The organism is Acinetobacter sp. YH12142, assembly GCF_013418435.1.
In the GTDB taxonomy this organism is placed as follows: domain Bacteria; phylum Pseudomonadota; class Gammaproteobacteria; order Pseudomonadales; family Moraxellaceae; genus Acinetobacter; species Acinetobacter amyesii.
In genome coordinates, this window is sequence record NZ_VPCB01000002.1 from 170,276 (window position 1) to 188,212 (window position 17,937).

The 17,937-nt window shown below is 39.5% G+C and carries 21 protein-coding genes and 1 pseudogene; 11 read left to right on the top strand and 11 right to left on the bottom strand.

The genetic code is table 11. The features are described from left to right. The first annotated feature begins 98 nt into the window (after positions 1 to 98). A complete protein-coding gene (locus FTU77_RS02555) occupies positions 99 to 800 on the top strand; it encodes a VIT family protein (protein WP_168377647.1) in 702 nt (233 codons plus the stop codon). A 135-nt stretch (positions 801 to 935) separates the two neighbouring features. Beyond that, positions 936 to 2,147 (top strand): YeeE/YedE family protein, encoded by a 1,212-nt coding sequence (locus FTU77_RS02560; protein WP_180054482.1) that lies wholly within the window; start codon positions 936 to 938, stop codon positions 2,145 to 2,147. Positions 2,148 to 2,187: 40 nt separating this feature from the next. On the opposite strand, the gene FTU77_RS02565 is transcribed toward FTU77_RS02560, so the two are convergent. The 3 genes from FTU77_RS02565 to FTU77_RS02575 form a co-directional block, all read right to left on the bottom strand. Then, the gene (locus FTU77_RS02565) at positions 2,188 to 2,709 is read right to left on the bottom strand and encodes a hypothetical protein (RefSeq protein ID WP_180054484.1); all 522 of its coding nucleotides are present in this window, start codon (positions 2,707 to 2,709) and stop codon (positions 2,188 to 2,190) included. Between the two features lie 64 nt (positions 2,710 to 2,773). Beyond that, complete coding sequence (locus tag FTU77_RS02570) at positions 2,774 to 3,553, bottom strand: TIGR03915 family putative DNA repair protein (protein WP_180054486.1); 780 nt, start codon at positions 3,551 to 3,553, stop codon at positions 2,774 to 2,776. A gap of 9 nt (positions 3,554 to 3,562) precedes the next feature. Next, positions 3,563 to 4,822 carry a putative DNA modification/repair radical SAM protein gene (locus FTU77_RS02575; RefSeq protein WP_180054488.1) on the bottom strand — a complete coding sequence of 420 codons (1,260 nt, stop codon included), beginning with the start codon at positions 4,820 to 4,822 and terminating at the stop codon, positions 3,563 to 3,565. 213 nt (positions 4,823 to 5,035) lie between these two features. On the opposite strand from FTU77_RS02575, the gene FTU77_RS02580 reads away from it, so the two are divergent. Then, on the top strand, positions 5,036 to 6,079 hold the full coding sequence (locus FTU77_RS02580; protein ID WP_180027046.1) for a nitronate monooxygenase family protein: 1,044 nt from the start codon (positions 5,036 to 5,038) through the stop codon (positions 6,077 to 6,079). Positions 6,080 to 6,299: 220 nt separating this feature from the next. Here the strand turns inward: FTU77_RS02580 and dusB are convergent, their stop codons facing one another. Then, positions 6,300 to 7,319 carry a tRNA dihydrouridine synthase DusB gene (dusB, locus tag FTU77_RS02585; RefSeq protein WP_257222171.1) on the bottom strand — a complete coding sequence of 340 codons (1,020 nt, stop codon included), beginning with the start codon at positions 7,317 to 7,319 and terminating at the stop codon, positions 6,300 to 6,302. Between the two features lie 128 nt (positions 7,320 to 7,447). On the opposite strand from dusB, the pseudogene FTU77_RS15935 reads away from it, so the two are divergent. Further along, a pseudogene (locus FTU77_RS15935) lies at positions 7,448 to 7,803 on the top strand (site-specific integrase); the annotation flags it as partial. Positions 7,804 to 7,819: 16 nt separating this feature from the next. On the opposite strand, the gene FTU77_RS02590 reads toward FTU77_RS15935, so the two are convergent. Continuing rightward, the gene (locus FTU77_RS02590; RefSeq protein ID WP_168377460.1) at positions 7,820 to 8,167 is read right to left on the bottom strand and encodes a hypothetical protein; all 348 of its coding nucleotides are present in this window, start codon (positions 8,165 to 8,167) and stop codon (positions 7,820 to 7,822) included. A gap of 563 nt (positions 8,168 to 8,730) precedes the next feature. On the opposite strand from FTU77_RS02590, the gene FTU77_RS02595 reads away from it, so the two are divergent. Both FTU77_RS02595 and FTU77_RS02600 read left to right on the top strand, forming a co-directional pair. Then, positions 8,731 to 9,105 (top strand): hypothetical protein, encoded by a 375-nt coding sequence (locus FTU77_RS02595; RefSeq protein ID WP_180054490.1) that lies wholly within the window; start codon positions 8,731 to 8,733, stop codon positions 9,103 to 9,105. Positions 9,106 to 9,414: 309 nt separating this feature from the next. After that, positions 9,415 to 9,585, top strand: a complete 171-nt coding sequence (locus FTU77_RS02600; protein ID WP_180054363.1) for a hypothetical protein — start codon at positions 9,415 to 9,417, stop codon at positions 9,583 to 9,585. 92 nt (positions 9,586 to 9,677) lie between these two features. Here the strand turns inward: FTU77_RS02600 and FTU77_RS02605 are convergent, their stop codons facing one another. Both FTU77_RS02605 and FTU77_RS02610 read right to left on the bottom strand, forming a co-directional pair. Further along, complete coding sequence (locus tag FTU77_RS02605; protein ID WP_373683444.1) at positions 9,678 to 9,845, bottom strand: acyl-CoA thioesterase; 168 nt, start codon at positions 9,843 to 9,845, stop codon at positions 9,678 to 9,680. Between the two features lie 161 nt (positions 9,846 to 10,006). After that, on the bottom strand, positions 10,007 to 10,189 hold the full coding sequence (locus FTU77_RS02610) for a hypothetical protein (protein ID WP_168377709.1): 183 nt from the start codon (positions 10,187 to 10,189) through the stop codon (positions 10,007 to 10,009). 276 nt (positions 10,190 to 10,465) lie between these two features. On the opposite strand from FTU77_RS02610, the gene FTU77_RS02615 reads away from it, so the two are divergent. From FTU77_RS02615 to FTU77_RS02625, 3 genes are all read left to right on the top strand, one after another. Next, positions 10,466 to 11,671, top strand: a complete 1,206-nt coding sequence (locus FTU77_RS02615; RefSeq protein WP_180003816.1) for a DUF1615 domain-containing protein — start codon at positions 10,466 to 10,468, stop codon at positions 11,669 to 11,671. Continuing rightward, a complete protein-coding gene (locus FTU77_RS02620) occupies positions 11,638 to 12,267 on the top strand; it encodes an HAD-IB family hydrolase (RefSeq protein WP_180027043.1) in 630 nt (209 codons plus the stop codon). Before FTU77_RS02615 ends, FTU77_RS02620 begins: the two co-directional genes overlap by 34 nt. Positions 12,268 to 12,443: 176 nt before the next feature. Beyond that, positions 12,444 to 12,647 (top strand): hypothetical protein, encoded by a 204-nt coding sequence (locus FTU77_RS02625; RefSeq protein WP_078188800.1) that lies wholly within the window; start codon positions 12,444 to 12,446, stop codon positions 12,645 to 12,647. Positions 12,648 to 12,728: 81 nt separating this feature from the next. Here the strand turns inward: FTU77_RS02625 and FTU77_RS02630 are convergent, their stop codons facing one another. Together FTU77_RS02630 and FTU77_RS02635 are read right to left on the bottom strand one after the other, a co-directional pair. Next, entirely contained in the window at positions 12,729 to 13,823 is a 1,095-nt protein-coding gene (locus FTU77_RS02630; RefSeq protein ID WP_168377711.1) for an acyl-CoA desaturase, read from the bottom strand. Positions 13,824 to 13,834: 11 nt separating this feature from the next. Next, entirely contained in the window at positions 13,835 to 14,902 is a 1,068-nt protein-coding gene (locus tag FTU77_RS02635; protein ID WP_180022037.1) for a ferredoxin reductase, read from the bottom strand. A gap of 168 nt (positions 14,903 to 15,070) precedes the next feature. Here FTU77_RS02635 and fabR point away from each other — a divergent pair, with 168 nt between their 5' ends. Continuing rightward, complete coding sequence (fabR, locus tag FTU77_RS02640; RefSeq protein WP_372491111.1) at positions 15,071 to 15,745, top strand: HTH-type transcriptional repressor FabR; 675 nt, start codon at positions 15,071 to 15,073, stop codon at positions 15,743 to 15,745. 62 nt (positions 15,746 to 15,807) lie between these two features. On the opposite strand, the gene FTU77_RS02645 is transcribed toward fabR, so the two are convergent. Further along, on the bottom strand, positions 15,808 to 16,605 hold the full coding sequence (locus FTU77_RS02645) for an alpha/beta fold hydrolase (RefSeq protein ID WP_180054492.1): 798 nt from the start codon (positions 16,603 to 16,605) through the stop codon (positions 15,808 to 15,810). 106 nt (positions 16,606 to 16,711) lie between these two features. Next, positions 16,712 to 16,975 (bottom strand): PAAR domain-containing protein, encoded by a 264-nt coding sequence (locus tag FTU77_RS02650; RefSeq protein WP_078193592.1) that lies wholly within the window; start codon positions 16,973 to 16,975, stop codon positions 16,712 to 16,714. A 512-nt stretch (positions 16,976 to 17,487) separates the two neighbouring features. Here FTU77_RS02650 and FTU77_RS02655 point away from each other — a divergent pair. Beyond that, positions 17,488 to 17,925 carry a hypothetical protein gene (locus FTU77_RS02655; protein ID WP_180054494.1) on the top strand — a complete coding sequence of 146 codons (438 nt, stop codon included), beginning with the start codon at positions 17,488 to 17,490 and terminating at the stop codon, positions 17,923 to 17,925. Positions 17,926 to 17,937: the final 12 nt, after the last annotated feature.

Consider the following 17,937-nt stretch of genomic DNA (forward strand, 5'->3'; position numbering starts at 1 on the left):
TTATTCAACTTACTGTTTCAATCTATTTTTAACTTGAAATTTAACTGATGTCAGGTCAATCTTATGAGGTCATATAAATAACAAATTTAGAGAAAAGAATGTCTTATTCACATCATACCGAAAAACATTTTATGGAACGTACAGGTTGGCTACGTGCATCTGTACTCGGTGCAAATGATGGCATTATTTCCGTCACCAGTTTAATTATGGGCATGGCCGCAAGTGGTGCTTCTAGCCATACCTTACTCATTACCTGTATTGCAGGACTCATCTCTGGTGCAACCTCTATGGCTGCGGGCGAATATATCTCTGTGAAATCTCAAGAAGACGTCGAAAAAGCAGATCTTCACATGGAGCATAAAGAATTACAACGTAACCCAGAAATGGAGCTTAAAGAGCTGACTCAAATTTATGTAAATCGTGGGTTAGAGCCAACCCTAGCCCATGAAGTTGCAGTCCAATTAACTGCACATGATGCACTAGAAGCCCATGCGCGAGATGAAATTGGAATCCATGACAATACCGCAGCAAAACCCGTTCAAGCAGCACTCTCATCGGCTTTAGCATTTTCAATTGGTGCACTATTTCCGATGGTTGCGATTTTGATCAGTGCTAACATGCATATTGAAAAAACCGTTATGGCCGTTGGCGTGATTTCCCTAGCACTCCTCGGTGCCTTAGCCAGTTATGCAGCAGGCACTTCTATGTTGAAAGGCAGTCTACGTGTTGCGCTTTGGGGCATTGCAGCCATGCTTTTTTCTAGTTGGATTGGTTCTTTATTTAATGTAAATCCAGTTTAACGCTCGCTTTATCAGTTTTTCATATATGTTAAATCATTTATACGCAGCAATGATTGTGTGATTTTTCAACAATATTCATTTTTACAATATATAAAAACCGTAAAATAGAGCTACATTTTTTAAGCTTTTTTCTCCATGTCTGTAATTGCTGCGCCAGCCAATCGATCCAATGTATCGATTTGGGTGGCTTTTGTTTTATTAATTTTAGGCACCCTTGGTGCTTATCTGGTTGTGGGCGTTAACCAAGCATTGCTATTTTTAATTGGCGGTGCTTTGGGTATGACCCTTTATCACGCATCTTTTGGTTTTACCTCAAGTTGGCGTGTCTTTATTAAAGAGCGTCGTGGTCGTGGCTTGCGTGCACAAATGATCATGTTGGCTTTGGCTGTACTGCTCTTCTTCCCTGCTTTAGGTGCAGGTGAATTATTTGGCAACCCAGTCAAAGGTAACGTTAATCCTGTTTCAATGTCCGTGATGATCGGTGCCTTTATTTTTGGTATTGGTATGCAACTTGGCGGCGGCTGTGCATCAGGGACCCTGTACACTGTGGGCGCAGGTAGCGCACGTATGATTGTAACGTTGATCTTTTTCTGTACAGGTTCACTGATTGCAACTTCGCATATTCAATGGTGGTTTGACCTTCCCCACTTTGAGCCGATTTCTTTAGTCAAAAGCTTTGGTGTAGTCCCTGCACTGGCATTAAACTTTGTGCTCTTTATATTGATTGCCGCAGCAACAGTTTACTTTGAAAAGAAACGCCATGGTCAGCTTGAGGTTGAGCCGCAAGCAATGCAACACAGCTGGAAACGTTTTCTACGTGGACCATGGCCATTGGTTTGGGGCGGAATTATCCTAACTTTACTGAACTTTGCCACACTCGCACTTGCAGGCCGCCCTTGGGGCGTGACCTCTGCCTTAGCCGTTTGGGCCGCAAAATCAGCAAGTGTTATGGGGATCGATGTTGCATCTTGGGCATATTGGCAGCAACCTGCAAATGCCAAAGCACTGACCGAATCATTATGGCTTGATATCACGTCGATGATGAATTTCGGCATCATGCTCGGTGCCTTACTCGCAGCAAGCCTAGCTGGTAAATTTGCACCGAACTTTAATATCCCAAAACGTTCACTGTTAGCGGCTGTGATCGGTGGTTTGATGTTGGGTTATGGCGCACGTTTAGCATACGGCTGTAACATTGGTGCGTATTTCAGCGGTATTGCTTCAGGTAGTTTACACGGTTGGTTATGGTTAGTATTTGCCTTCATTGGGAACGGTATCGGCGTCAAACTACGTCCAATCTTCTTCCCTGGCGAACGTCCACAACCTGAAAAATTAACAGGCTGCTAATATCTGTGAAATAAAAAGCCCCTCAAGTGAGGGTTTTTTTTTAATCTGTCAGTGCGCCTTTTAGATTACAACCATATTGCATGGTTTCTTGTGCCTGTTTGTATGTGGTATAGCGGTTGATAATAAAATCATAAAATTGGTCTGCATTCGCAAATACCTGACTCAAATCTTCGTTTGCAGCTTTTGGCAGTTTAACGTCTTTCACCAAGGCCAAGTTCACATGTCCGAGATGATACATTTCGGCAAAATAATGATTCATTACTTCGCAATAGGCAATTTTTGAGCTTTTTAAAGCGGTGTTGGCAACAAAATGCTGATTTAAAGTTTTTAAGTTCTGAACATCTAAAGCGGATTGATCTGAAAAAGCCATACTTTCTACTTTTTTTAGTTGGCTAAAATCAGCTGCTAGAGTTTGATTTAATTGTTCAAAGCGTTGTTGTAATCCCGCTGTATCGGCAACTTGATAACTTTGTGGATTGAATGTTTTCTTTTCTTGCTTATTTGCAGAACACGCCGTTAATGCCATTGTCGTCAGAACGGTCGTAACAAGAAATAATTTCATCAAGGTCTCCCTTAAACAATCAAAAGCGCAATCATTATGCCCGAAATAGCCAGATGATTCGCACTTAAATTACTTTCTCATTCATATAACGCCAATAACGACGTGGCACATACTGCACATGTAATTTCATATTACGTCGGGCTTCAATATTGACACTTCTAAAATAATCTTTCCAAAGCTGATCATACAAAACCTCATCATCATCCAGTTCGATATTAAAGGATTGACTATGGCCTGATTGTATTTGCCTATCTATGGTTGTGGCATCCATATCCACTTGATGCACCAGTTTTAAATCATAATAAATGCCATAATTGCGTTTTTCATCGTAAATCAGCCAACGTTGATCTTGATAGCGTGATTTAAAATGCCGTTCGATCAAAGGCAATACATTAAAGTCAGGTGAGACTAAACTGATAAACAAGCCATCCTGACATTTTTTAAAGCGCACAAAAGCTTCCATTCGGTGCTTTTCACGCCCCACTTGCTTCGCCCATTGGCTCATCCCTAATACATCAGCATGACCATAGTTTTTAGACACATCACGCTGTTGCTGGAACACATAAATCGCAAAATTAAAACAATGTTGAAAAGCCTGCTGCTGCTCGGATAAAAACGCATAATAAAACTGCTTCAAAGCACTTTCAGATGCTTTAAGCTTTAATCCTTGCCATACCCGCTGTGCTTGTTCATCGTGACTAGCCACATCAATGACTTCGGCGAAAAGACCTGCCTGCACTTGCCCATCTGTACAAATCTGAATGTCAAATTGCTTAAATTGAAAGGCCCGAAAAACACAACTTAACAATCCTGTCATCGTGCCATCAAAGACATAAATACTCACGACTGTATCCTAAAAACCGAAGTTCAATTGTGGAGAAATTTGCTGCGTATATTTCGACTGGCCACTTTGCAAAATCTGCTGACGTATTTGATGTGGCTGTTGATCTCGAATAAATTTGGGAGAATCTTCACAGCGTATAAAATGTTGTGCTCTGTTGTAGGAAATACCCATACGTTTTAATTGGTCGATATGGATTTTCCCAAAACGTCGTGCTTGAACAATTTTTTGAGCAGAACGTACACCAATACCCGGCACACGTAAGATCATTTGATATTCAGCACGATTGATATCCACGGGAAATTGCTCGGGATGACGCAGTGCCCACGCTAATTTAGGGTCAATATCCAATTCTAAATTTGGATGCTCTTCATCGACCAATTCCGTCGCTTCAAACCCATAAAAACGCATCAACCAATCACTTTGATACAGCCGATTTTCTCGTAATAAAGGTGGCGCAGACCCCACAGCTGGCAGCGCACGCTCCTCTTCATTAATTGGAATATAACCCGAGTAATACACACGCTTGAGCTTAAACTCTTTGTAATGACGGTCTGCCATCAGTATGACATCACGGTCAGACTCTTGATGTGCGCCCACCACCATTTGCGTCGTTTGTCCTGCGGGTACAAATTTAGGAACTGTGCGTATTATTTTTCGTTCATCTTTGAATTGAATCAAACGATCTCGCACGATACCTAAGTCTTTTTGGACTTCGACATGACTTTTTTCAGGTGCAAATTTTTTTAAACCATCTTCTGTCGGCATTTCTAAATTAATGCTCATACGGTCAACATATAAACCTGCTTCGGTAATGATTTCCTGAGATGCCCCCGGAATGGTCTTCAGATGAATATAACCATTAAAATTTTCTTCTAAACGCAGCTTTTTCACCACTTGCAACATGCGCTCCATGGTGTAATCCGCTGATTTAAAAATCCCCGAACTTAAAAATAGCCCCTCAATATAGTTCCGACGATAAAAATTCATGGTCAAATCGACCACTTCCTGTACCGTAAATGCTGCGCGCTTTACGTCGTTACTTCGACGGGACACACAATATGCGCAGTCAAAAATACAGACATTGGAAAATAGAATTTTTAATAACGAAACACAGCGACCATCTTCGGTATAGCTATGGCAAATGCCGTTTCCAGTATTACCCAGACCTTTGTCTTTATTTTGGCGCTTACTACCACTCGAAGAACATGAGACATCATATTTGGCAGCATCGGCTAAAATTTGCAGTTTTTCACGGATACGTTCAGACATGGGAGAATTATAAATTTAAAGTGAACACAGCATTATTTTAAAAGGATCCACCTCAAAAGTCGGGTCATACATCATCAATACGACATGAGGTGTCGCTTAATTTTAAGCACAGCATTGGTGCAGGCTCCAGGCCATTTCGATATGAAATAACGAATATTATTTGCTTAATTTCACTCGCTTGGGCAAAGTAATTAGAGTGATTGGAGTATGCACATGACTTTATTAGAAAAACTTGGCATCAAACACCCTATATTTCTTGCCCCGATGGCAGGTGTTTCTACACCTGAGCTTGCTGCAGAAGTGTCAAATCAAGGTGGGCTTGGTTCACTGGGTTTAGGTGCAAGCAGTGTTGAGAATGCACGTCAGCAAATATTACAAACTCAAGAACTTACTGACCAACCTTTTCAGGTCAATTTTTTTTGTCATGACACTGTAGAACTCGATGAACAAGTTGCTGCTAAATGGATCATGCAATTTAAGTCACGCTTTGCCCAATATAATGCAGAAGCTCCAGAAGCACTCAACTGTATTTATCCAAGCTTTAAAGACAATGACCAGTTTCTAAACCTCGTATTGGAAACGCGCCCTAAAGCGGTGAGTTTTCATTTTGGTATTCCACATCCACATCAAATCCAAGCCTTGAAACAAGCGGGTATTTTGACTCTAGTTTCTGCAACCAACTTAGCAGAAGCTAAACTGATCGAAGCTGCAGGCATTGATATCGTGATTGCTCAAGGTATTGAAGCTGGTGGTCACCGTGGCATTTTCAATGAAAACTTTGATAGCAGCGTTAAGACTCGTGATTTGGTTCAGCTCTTGAAACGCCATATTCAATGCCCCGTTGTTGCTGCTGGCGGCATTATGAATGGACATCAGGCCTATCAAATTATGGAGTTGGGTGCAGATGCTGTTCAATTGGGCACTGCTTTTGTGCAATGCAAAACATCAAATGCAAATGAGGCTTATCGCAAAGCACTATTTGATGCGCCCATCACGCAGATTACATCAAGTATTTCAGGCCGGCCTGCACGTGGCATTATCAATAACTGGCACACAGATATTGATACGCCGACTCGCCCAACCGTTCCGGCTTACCCATATAGCTATGATTTAGGCAAACAATTACATGCAGCAGCCAGCAAGCATGGCGTACATGAATATGGTGCATTTTGGGCAGGAACTAATGTCTCTCAAATACGTGAATTGGAAGCACCCGACTTGATCAATCAATTGGTTTTAGAAATGCGCTTTAACTAAGACCTCGCTCAACGCATCATTTAAACATGAATGCCTAATAAAAAGCCCTCAACATTGAGGGCTTTTTATGTGCAATTTAGGCTGTCATCGATGCACAATTTAAATATTTGTTTTAGATCATTTGAATAAAGTTAGTTAAATCTATTTCAAATAAATCTAACTAGCTTAAATCGACTTACTTTGTATCACATTGCACAGATCCATTTCGATTGGCTTTAAGTTATTTGGTTTCAAGCAAATTGACCTGATCAACTTGAACATCACTCATGATCTGACCATGATCGAGTAAGTGATTAAAATAGTTTTCGACGACTTTATATTGATCTGCTGTAGATTCAACTTTATACATATTTTGGCGGAACTCATTACTAGAGCGTAAACCCTTTGTGTACCAAGCAATATGTTTACGTGAAATTCGACAACCTGAATATTCACCATAAAAACCATATAATTCAGACAAATGTCCGAGCAATACGTCACGAACTTCCATAATACTTGGCGCAGCCATATGCTCACCTGTCGTCAGGTAATGTCCAATTTCACGGAATATCCATGGGCGACCTTGAGCTGCGCGACCAATCATGACTGCATCGGCACCAGTATAATCCAATACATATTTGGCTTTTTCAGGTGTATCAATATCACCATTGGCAATCACAGGAATATTGATCAACGATTTCACATCTTTAATTAAGCTATAACGCGCCGTATTCAGATACATATCTTCACGTGTACGACCATGAAGCGCCAATGCAGCAATCCCAGCTTCTTCGGCACGTTTCGCAACGCGCATAATGTTTTCATGACCATTGAGATAGCCCAAACGGGTTTTTAAGGTCACGGGCACATCAACTGCATCAACCACAGCATCTAAAATGCGAGCCACTAAGTCTTCATCTTTGAGTAGTGCAGAACCTGCTAACTTATTACAGACTTTCTTCGCCGGACATCCCATATTAATGTCGACAATTTGCGCACCATTTGCCACTTGATAGCGAGCGGCTTCAGCCAGTTCAGCTGGATCTGACCCTGCAATTTGGGCAGAAATAGGCGCTATTTCACCATCAAAATTGGCACGATAAAGACTCTTTTTACTCATGCGTAGTGTCTTATCTGCCGTCATCATTTCACTGACCGCATGACCTGCACCAAAGTATTTGCAAAGTGTACGAAATGGGCGATCTGTAACCCCTGCCATAGGTGCCACCCACAGTTTTCTCTCGATGGGACGATCGAACAATTCTTGAATGACATTGTTTTTACTCAAAATCTTTAACCTCGTTTAACTTCGTTTAGTCGCTCCGTATTGACTTTTAATGCTCTTTAGTTGCACCTATTTGCATCACGAAATTTCAATGTTGCAAATTCATAGGTACAGTCACTAAGCGACAAACAAAAGACGGTACAACTCGGTATAGAGCTCAAGTCCGCGTACAACTTCAAGGCTACCCAGAATTCAAGCAATCCAAAACATTTAGCTAAAAGTCTTTGGCTGATGAGTGGATTAAACGCGCAGAGGCAGAAATTGAATTGCACCCTGAAAAAATGTTGAACCCTGAGGTGCAACTTAAGCAAAAACACTCAGAGAATTCATATTTCAGTATTTGGATGAGGCGGACAGTTTTGCTAGGACAAAAACAGGAGCACTACAGCATATCGCTAGTTTAGATATTTCTGAAAAGAATATCTATTATTTAACGCGACAAGACTTTTCTGATTACGCCGCTTCTTATAAAAGTATTAATCTTTCTGAACACCAACATTATCTGCATCAAATTCTAATGACATTTTCTCATATAGCTTGCTTTCAGCTGCATCTAAGCGAGCTTTTGCGGCAGCTAATGGTTTCCGGTAATAAAGATAGCTTTTCATATCTTTATCACAGCTATCCAGTTTTTCCTCACAATCACTATCATTCCTTTTGGCTTCTCTAGACTCTCTGATTATTCTGTTGTAATTATTTTTGGCTTCGTACCATTTAAATTCAATTACATTATGAGCATTTGATGGTTCATCTTTAGCATAGCAGTTCACTGATGCTAGGAAGCAAATTGTTATTCCGTTAATAATTTTGGTTAGATAATGCACTTTTGATGCTCGTTAAATTGGATGTTATTGTAAATAGTAACGTAATCTAACCCACCTGCCATAGGTGCCACCCACAGTTTTCTCTCGATGGGACGATCGAATAATTCTTGAATGACAGGATGTTGACTCAATGTTTTAACCTCTAGCTATATTTAGCAAATGATACCCGAACCACATTCGAAATCTTCCAAGCCACTTTTACAATGCAAAATTCAAATCTATGTTCGCAAAATCTGTTGAGCGTAAAAACGTTTCATGGCAATGATTACGCAATTGAATGATGACAATGAACATCAACATCGTTCAACGCTTAAATTGAGGAATTTGAAGCTTCGGAATTGGACGGCAAATTTGCAATGCGATAGTTTAGTAATTCCAAACAAAAATTTCTACGCTTTTGCTTAAGAGTCGTTGAAACTTATGCATCATCCATGTAGTTAACACACTATCGATTCAACATCAGACTTTCTGCGTATCTGCCCGTACAGGTGTTACTATAGAGGGATACTGCTAAAATCATTGAAAACTTAAATCTATAAATTCACATCAGTGAGTTGAACTTTATGAAAAAATTGAAAATTCTCTCTTTTATATTTTTCGCTACCATATTGACTGCCTGCCAACAACCCAATGACGATGCGGCTGCAGCTGAAAGCCAAAACGCTGATTTAACAACGGAACAAGCGACTCAACAATTTGAGCAGTCAGATGCGCAAATCAGTCAATACCTTGATGTTTTAGATGCCCCAAGAATATCGATCAAGGAAAAAACCCAAGTCTTATGTCATGACTACCCTCATGAATATAAAACCAACTATATGCCTGCCATGCTCAAACTCGCAGCCCAAGATTATACTCAAGATAAAATGTTAAATGATTTGAAGATTGCACAGGACTATTACAAAGTAAAACTCAAAATTGAATGCCCTGCTGAATAATCTCCTTTTCATCATGGCGTCATATTTCAGCGATAAATTGTAATTAAGCGAAAAGTGGGTAAGTTTCGCTGTAATAACAACGTAAAATATACTTCCCGATTTATTCGGGTTTTTCTTTTTAAAGCTTTCAAATAATAAATGGCAATTGAATGGCACATTTTATTTTGTGATGGATTTCAAGCCATTGATTTATTGTGATAAATTTTCGTCAAAGTTCACAATCTAGCCACATAACACCCATTTTAATTACACTTTTCTCATGATTAATACATTAAGTTGTTTTTCCAAAAATAGACTGAAGATTGAATCATGAAAACTTTAAATAAAGCACTTTTTGCTGCACTTATCTCGACGGCGGCTGCAACTACATTTGCTGCTGAAGAACAAAAAGTTGAAGCTGCTGCATCTGAAGCTCAAACAACTGAAGTTGCTCAAGACGCAACTGAAGCGGCACCTGCTTCTGAAGCTGTTGCAAAATAATTGAGCAAAAATTTAAAAGCCCACAGATAGTGGGTTTTTAAATTCACAGGCATTTTTAAGTCTTTCGCAGCTTTCAATGAATTTGACTTCAATTATTTAAAATATAAACGTTGAATTTGACGTGCCCGCCGGTTTAAACCCAATACTTTTTTTCTTTGTAAAATGTCTTCTTCACTAAATCCCAAGTGCTGGATTAATTCAGACATAGCTAAATCTGCATGTTCGATCAACACGGCATCTTGTTCAGTTGACCAAATCACGTTTGATACCTTTAATTTGTGCTGGCGTTTTAAATTTCTCATTTGCACAGTATAAAATACTTTAGACACATCAACAAAAAGCCCACCCGATGTGAGCTTTTTGCACAGACTGAGTATTCATCATCTATTGGATTGAAAAATAGATTTACTGAACGATGATGTTAAAGATTTTCATCCTTCGTGATCATCACTGAGGTTAAAATTGGAACAGCAAAACAAGGTAGTAAGAGTAAGATCCAATATTCCACCATCGGTTTAGCCACAACAAAGTTAATAATGATTGCCCCCAATACCATAACTAACGCAATCAAACCTAAGAAACGACTGAAAAATTTAGCTGGCATAATAATCCCCTTAAAAAATTATGGATTTCAGCTAGTATATACCTTCATTTTTTATAATCTGTTGAAAATGATATTGGAATATTCATCTATTTAGCTCAAAAAGCATTCTTTTTCCAATCATCCTGACAGAACTGCTTGTTTTTACACGCGTAGATCTCCATAAATAGATTGACAGTCCCCTATGAGGCATATACATATTTATTCATTACTTATGTATTTTGCATAGTATACTGCTCCTGCTTTGTCGCCCCCATATGGCTGAGTTTATTGGAAAATATGAACAAAACTTTTTCGACCACATTATGCTTTAAATCCCTTTCTGTACTGGCTTTATCCATTGGCTTGGCTGCCTGTGGTAATGGTTCATGGTGGAGCAAAGATGAACCCACTATGGAAGCAGAACAGATTAAAAAAGCCATTCCACCTCGCGTGAATGAACGTCTTTCATGGGCCAATGATATCTATGACATTAGTGATCAGCTCGGTATTCCGACCACGAAAGAAAATGTCTGTACGATTGTTGCTGTGGTCGATCAAGAGTCCAATTTTGTTGCTGACCCACATGTGCCGGGACTCGGTGAAAAAGCCGTTAAAGAAGTTCAAGATCGTCTTGAAGAAAAGTTTAAAGATAAATTGGGTGATGGCATCGGTGGTACAGTCGCTGGCTATTTCCAAGATGTGTTAAAAAATCAGCCAAGTCCAGAAGATAACTATTTGAGCCAAATGCGCCGTGTTCAAACTGAACGTGAACTAGACGAACTATATCGTGAAATTTTTGACTATATGTCTAAACATTATCACGTGAGTGCATTAACAGGCGCAGCGAAACTGGTTGGACAAGATATTGGTGAAAAGCTCAACCCAATTACCACTTTGGGTTCGATGCAAGTCCATATAGGCTATGCCAAAGACCACAAACGCCAAGGTGGAAATATTGCTGCACTGCGTACAGACATGTATAGCCAATATGGCGGTTTGTATTATGGCATCCACCGTTTAATGATGTATCCAGCTGAATATGACAAACCAATTTATCGTTTTGCAGATTATAACTCGGGTCGTTATTCGAGTCGTAATGCGGCATTCCAAAGCATGTTAAATGACTTAACCCCTGCTGAGCTCGGCTTAGATGGTGACCTCTTGCTTTATAATAAAGATGGTTCTCCACGTTCAGCAAAAAGCCAGTCTGAAACCGCGCTGATTGCCGTTTTTGCAGAAAACAATGTGATCGCGACGCCACGTCAAATTCGTTCAGATCTTAAAAAAGAAAAAGATCAGGACTTTGAAGATACTTTGACGTATAAAGCGGTCAAAAAATTGTACCAAGAAAAGACTGGTAAAGAACCGTTTTACGCCATGATGCCTGAAGTCGTAATTTCGGGGCCAAAATTAAGCCGTGATTACAATACCAATTGGTTTGCCACACGAGTCGATGGACGTTATCAAACATGCATGCGCCGCATCAAAAACCTAAAACTTTAGCCTTATTTGATTTTGACGGAACCCTGTGTAATAAAGACAGTTTTACAGGGTTCATCTTCTATTCCCTGCCTAAAAGGCATATCGTGCGCCAAGGGATTAAAATTCTTCCTTGGATTCAAGGCTATTATCTCAAGCTATATCCTGCACATGCAATGCGTCCTCGCCTATATGCCGCAATGTTTAGCCAAGCCAATCATGAGCACATTTTAAATCAAGCAGCGCAATATGCTGAACATTTGATGGCAGAACTCAATCCTTCACTGTATGAACAATTACAGCAACACCAAAAACGCGGTCATGAAGTCGTTTTAGTTTCGGCCTCCGTCGATTTATATCTTAAACCTGTGGCTGAAAAGCTCGGGGTCAAACTGATTTGTACCGAAACAGCAGCCAATGACCAAATACTGACTGGTTTGTATCAAACCTTAGACTGTAGTGGTGAGCAAAAGAAAATTCGCGTTTTGGAGCAATTTAACCTTCAAGACTATGAGCATGTTTATGCCTATGGAAATAGCGATGAAGACCTCGCCATGTTTGAATTGGCCACCCACCATTTCATGAATGGACAGGATAAGTGCCTACCAGAACTCGACTAAAGTCGAGTAATTTAGTTTGTTTTATTAATCAAAGTTAACAATCACAAACTTAAATTTAAGTCGCTCTAATATATGGGTAAATTTTGAAAATTCTGCTTTTATTTTGACTTTATAGTGTGCTATTTTTCTCATTAATTAGAAATAATGCGGTCAAATATTAAAAGCGGGAAAAGAATATGAATCAATTCAATCCACCGAAATATGTCAAAGGCCTCCATATTAAATTTGGCGAAAATCCATTTGTACTCCTTGCTCAATTTGCCTTCTCAGCCACTCGCCAGATGTGGACGAAAGAAGAAATTGAATTGGTCATTCGTATGGCTAAAAAAGGAAATTATATGAATTTGATTAAGATCCTCAAATTACATATCAAAAAGTAAAATAGATATTTCCCCAAAGTTAATATAAAAAAGCCATGCAATTGCATGGCTTTTTTTCCCGTAAATTTAGTGTAGCGTTTATTACTTTTTAAATGGAAATGCATATTTCACAATACGTTTTAGTACACTGCCGTACTGTTTCACTAAGCTTGCGTTGTTATAGTTCAAACCATATTTTTCACATACGGCCTGTACTTTTGGCGCCATTTTACGATAACGACGCGCAGGAACATCTGGGTATAAATGGTGTTCGATCTGATGGCTTAAATGCCCTGTCAAAATATGAAATGCTTCTGAACCGGTAAGGTTTGAAGAACCACGAATTTGACGCATGTACCAATGTCCACGGCTTTCATTTTCAAGTACTTTTTTCGGGAAAACTTCAACATCTTTGGTAAAGTGACCACAAAAAATAATACTAAACGTCCAAATATTACGAAGACCATTCGCCACTAGGTTCCCTGTAAGCACCGGTAATGCTGCAGGCCCTGCAATAAGCGGGAAGAACACATAGTCTTTAAATAATTGCTTGCCGATTTTGGCTTGCATTGGTTTCCATTCTTCTTTGGTTTGCTGTTTTGTTTTGCGACCTTTAAAGTATTTACCCAATTCAAGGTTTTGAATGGCAACACCCCATTGGAACAATAAGCAAAATGGAATGCTATAAATCGGTTGTAATAGATAGCCCGGCTTCCAACGCTGTTCTGGGAACAAACGAACGAGACCATAACCAATATCATCATCCATACCTTTAATGTTGGTATAGGTATGATGTTTAAAATTGTGAGTTTGGCGCCAGTTATCTGCTGTCCCTACGATATCCCATTCGTAGGTCTGACCATTGAATTTAGGATCATTCATCCAGTCATATTGACCGTGCATGACATTATGACCCAATTCCATGTTTTCCATGATTTTGGCAAAACCTAAAAGACCTGTGCCCAAAATCCACGCTGGTGGGAACCAACCTGCAAACAATAAAGCACGACCCGCCATAGATGAATAACGAACTGTCGAATACACACGGCGAATGTATTTCGCGTCTTTTTCACCTAAGTCATCTAAAACTTCTTGCTTAATCGCATCAAGCTCACGCGCAAGTTCGTCTAATTGCGATTGGGTTAACTCACGGTTTTTGGGATTTTTAAAATATTCAATTTTTACAGGCATGTTCATATTTTTCTACCTTATAAATCAATAACAAGATCTGACTGTGCTGAGTTCACACAAATTTTGAGTAAATTACCCGGCTCTGTATTTTGGCTACCATTGACCATATTTTTAGTCGAACCTTCCACTTTATTGCAGGCACATTTATTACAAATGCCCATACGGCAACCGTGATTTAGTTTGATATTTTGCTGCTCAAGACTGGCTAAAATTGATTGGCCTTTTGGAATACTGACGGTTTTATTGGATTGTGTAAGTGTGACATTCACAAAGCCAATCTCATCCGTTGCAATTGGGCTCATGCTAAATGCTTCACTCATAAAGCATTGTGCATGATCAAATAACGCTTCGGCCTGAGTGACGAAACCCGATGGACCACATGCAAACACAGTACTGTGCTCAATGTCGTCAATTTGAGCAGCGTGAGCGGCATTTAATCGTGGATCAGCAACTTCTTCTTGGGTAAAGAAAATTTGAAATTTAAAGTTTGGATATTGATTTGCCAAAGCTTCGAAGCGTAATTTGAATGCGGCATCATCGTGATACTTAACCCAATACATTAACTGAATTGGTTGCTCCGCAATTTTCTTGGTTTTGCTCATCGTTTTCAACAAACTTAACATTGGCGTAATACCACTACCCGCAGCCAATAGTAGCAACGGCGCAGAATTTGACACCAAAGTCATATCACCAAAAGGCTGACCAAATTCTAAGATATCGCCCACTTGCGCTTGTTCTACGAGCCAAGTACTCACAATACCCGTATTCACTTTTTTTACACTAAGCAATACGTGTTGATCATCTAACTGAGTCAAACTATAAGTACGTTCGTAACGGATACCATTTACGCGAGCAAAAACAGGATGATGCTGACCAGCTTCGCCAATTTTAAATAAACGGTTCACCTGTATGGTTAGGCTGACCATCTCATTTGCTGCATTTTCTTTTTGTACAATTTTGCCGAGTGCCTGATTACCAGACCATAACGGATTAAATTTCTGCAACCAGAAATTTACCGCATTGACGTCTACAACACTGTCTTTGATTGCGTTTAAAGGCTTTTTCGCTTTTTCGAGTACATGCATAATCAAATACAACTCATGGGAGGTTTTTAATTATTATACACATGTATATATATTTGTATATACGCTTGTGCATTTAATCGACATTTTCACAAAAGCTATTAGCAGACGCTATAATATGTTAATGTTTTTAATCTATTAAAAAATATGACTCAGTCTGCACAGACGAATATGGTTAACATGTACCAGGAAGAATTACATTCTGAAGCTGAAACTCCACTTGCAGTTCGCACTGTAGGCCGTAAAGCAACGATTACCAAGGAAGAACTGTTTCAGGCAGCGCTTAATTTAATTGGTCCACAAAAAAGTATTTCATCACTGAGTTTGCGTGAAGTTGCACGTGAAGCTGGCATTGCTCCAAATAGTTTTTATCGTCACTTCAAAGATATTGATGAATTAGCCATTGAGTTGATTGATCGAGCTGGCGGTGTGTTACGTCAAATTTTGCATGAAGCACGCCTTCAGGCATCACGCCAAAGCAGTATTATTCGTAGTTCAGTTGAAGTATTTATTCAGCAGCTAGATGCCGATGAAGGCAACTTAAGCCTGTTGCTTCGTGAAGGCTATACTGGTTCGCATTCCTATAAAAATGCAGTTGAGCGTCAACTTAACTATTTCCAACAAGAATTAAGAGAAGATTTAATCGTCCTAGAACGTTTAAATCAGAGTAAGTTGGCTCATCCTGACATCGTGGCACGTGGTATTACCCAATTGGTGTTTAACATGGGTGCAAAAGTCATTGATCTACCGACAGAACAACGCAAAGAAGTTGCCGAACAAACCATGATTATGATTCGTATGATCCTGGAAGGCGCTCGCCATTTAGATGAAGCACAGATTCGCTAAAAATTAGCGGTCAAAAAAAGGAGACGTTCAGGTCTCCTTTTTTATGAGCAAAATTTATTTTTCTAATGCTGTAAGTACTGCATGACGTGTAGCGCTGTCTGTTTCGGCTGCTCAAGTGGAAACATGTGCCCACCATCAACCACACTATAATCTATACCATAGGTTTTCTTCATTCCGTCAGGCAAACCTTGTTTATAAAAATGGCTGTTATCTGCCGTGATCAGGTGTACAGGCATTTGAGGGGCTTTTCGTGGAGTACGCCACCACCATGCAGGCACTGTACGGAAGATTTGCGCTTCCACGGCTTTTGGAATGCTGAGGGTCACGCCACCGCGTTTTTCATCAGCGCGAACACCTTGTGCAAAATAATCCTCAAAACATTGCGGATCAAAACTTTTAAATAAACGATTATTCCGTAGTGCCGTATAGGCTTCATCCAAATTTGGCCAATGGTCATTACGCTTCAATGTAATTGCCGCCGGGGTAAGTTTATCGACAGCTTTGAGCTTTAATTTTTGCATACCTTCAAAAATGGCAGACTTAGGACCGATTACGAAAGGTGGATCCATAATAATCAGTTGTGAAAACAAATCTGGACGTTTATAAGCCGCCATCAGGGTGACTAAAGAGCCAAAAGAATGCCCAAGCCCAATCACTTTTTGTTTTGGAAATTGGTGCTCGATATCTGCTATGACTTGATCGACCAAATATCGCCAATCTTTGGTGATCGGATAGCGCTCATCCATACCAATAAGCGGAATCACCTTCACATCAAATTGCGGTGCAAAGTAGGATAAAAACTTTCGATAACTTGCAGCAGGAATACCATTGGCATGGGTAAAATGGATCGCGCTTTTCATCTAAAACTCATCCAATCAACTGATGATGCCACATCATAAAGAGATCAATACGATTTAAACAGGACTCAATGAGTTTATCTAGATGACCTCAAAGTCAGTTTGCAGATTATTTTTGTGAACCGACCATTGATTGATTCGGTAAAAATGTTGCGCCACAAGTGGTTTTATCTCCAGCAACCACAACACCTCGCCCCTTTACCGTTGTACTTTGATCTGCCGCGATCGCAGCCACAGTCGAATTACATTTCGGGCAATAATGTTTCATGCCGTTTAAATGCACCGCAATACCATTAATCACAAATGAAGGTTCACATTCTGAAACCACACCACCGTGTGACGTTTTACTACCTAAAGTAATTAAGGATTTCATATTTTTATTTTCTTCTAACGAACCGCTGAAATTTGAAGCATTTTAACGGAACTGCCCTCAACTCGCCAGCATCGACGTATAAATTTAACCAAGCCAAAACTTTACTTAACTAAATCATCAAAACACGACATTAAGACAGTTCGTGATCAATCATTTAAGTATGATGCTATCGCTATATGTCCGAATACATTTAATAATTTCACTTTCATAATTCAATCGACACCAACAACGACAGTTTATGTCGCGATGCCGATTCTTTTACTAATCAAAGCATGTATATTGGGTCTAGCAATGAGCATGAAGCATAGCGCCCTATTTTACAATTTCAGTATTTAACTGAGCTTCGAATCAGAACAAGGTGTGTTTCTACACCATGATTAACTTTAGATCGTTCATAGATTGAACACATTATTCAAAACCATTTTTAGAAAATTTTAGATTCGATAAATAGCACCATTTCATTTTATAGCGCCGATAAATAAAGCATAACCATTCTATTTTCAGGAGGTTTTATGATTTTAATAAATGACTTTGATTTAACTCAACCGCAAAAAGTCATCGTGTTAGACCATACACTGGATGAAACAACCCTATTAACAGAAATACTGGCCTTGTGTAAGACCGCAGACCCAGAGCTGATCGTGGCGGCAAGCAAAGAAGCTGATTTAGTCTTACGTTTATTACCTGAAATACATGATTATTGCGGTGCCATTGCCTTAAAACAGCCGCTATGTAATGACATCAATTTTGATTTACTTACTGCTCATTATGCAACACGCAGCCAAGCAGAACGAAGTACGATCCAAATTCAGTTAGCAAAAAATCATCCGGACTATACAAAGCTCGATGGCATATTTTATATGTTGGATGAACATGAAGATTTTGATCAAGCTGTAGAATTGCTGAAGAATAGTTACTTTTTTTATGCCGATGTCGACAATTTAGATTAAAAATAAACAATA